This is a genomic window from Phormidium sp. CCY1219, from assembly GCF_035615515.1.
Taxonomy (GTDB): Bacteria; Cyanobacteriota; Cyanobacteriia; order Cyanobacteriales; family Laspinemataceae; genus CCY1219.
In genome coordinates this window covers 1-228 of the sequence record NZ_JAJENT010000032.1, presented here as the reverse complement: position 1 = coordinate 228, position 228 = coordinate 1, and the positions used below count along the sequence as shown (strand labels likewise).

Annotated in this window: 1 protein-coding gene; it reads left to right on the top strand. The window is 49.1% G+C overall.

Annotated elements, in window-relative coordinates; translation table 11 throughout:
• The coding region (locus LKK83_RS31730) for a formylglycine-generating enzyme family protein (protein WP_324628753.1) at nt 1-228 on the top strand (228 nt) is incomplete at both ends.

Sequence of the window (228 nt, the reverse complement as noted above, 5' to 3'; positions counted from 1 at the left end):
GGTACCGGAATTTTTTATGGGCAAATATCCGGTAACCCAGGCACAATGGCAAGCAGTGATGGGAAATAATCCCTCTGATTTCAAAGGTGAGAACTTACCCGTAGAAAACGTAACCTGGCACGATGCGGTGGAATTTTGTTGCCGAGTGTCAGAAAAAACGGGACGGGTTTATCGCTTACCCAGTGAAGCAGAATGGGAATATGCCTGTCGCGCCGGAACCACTACGCC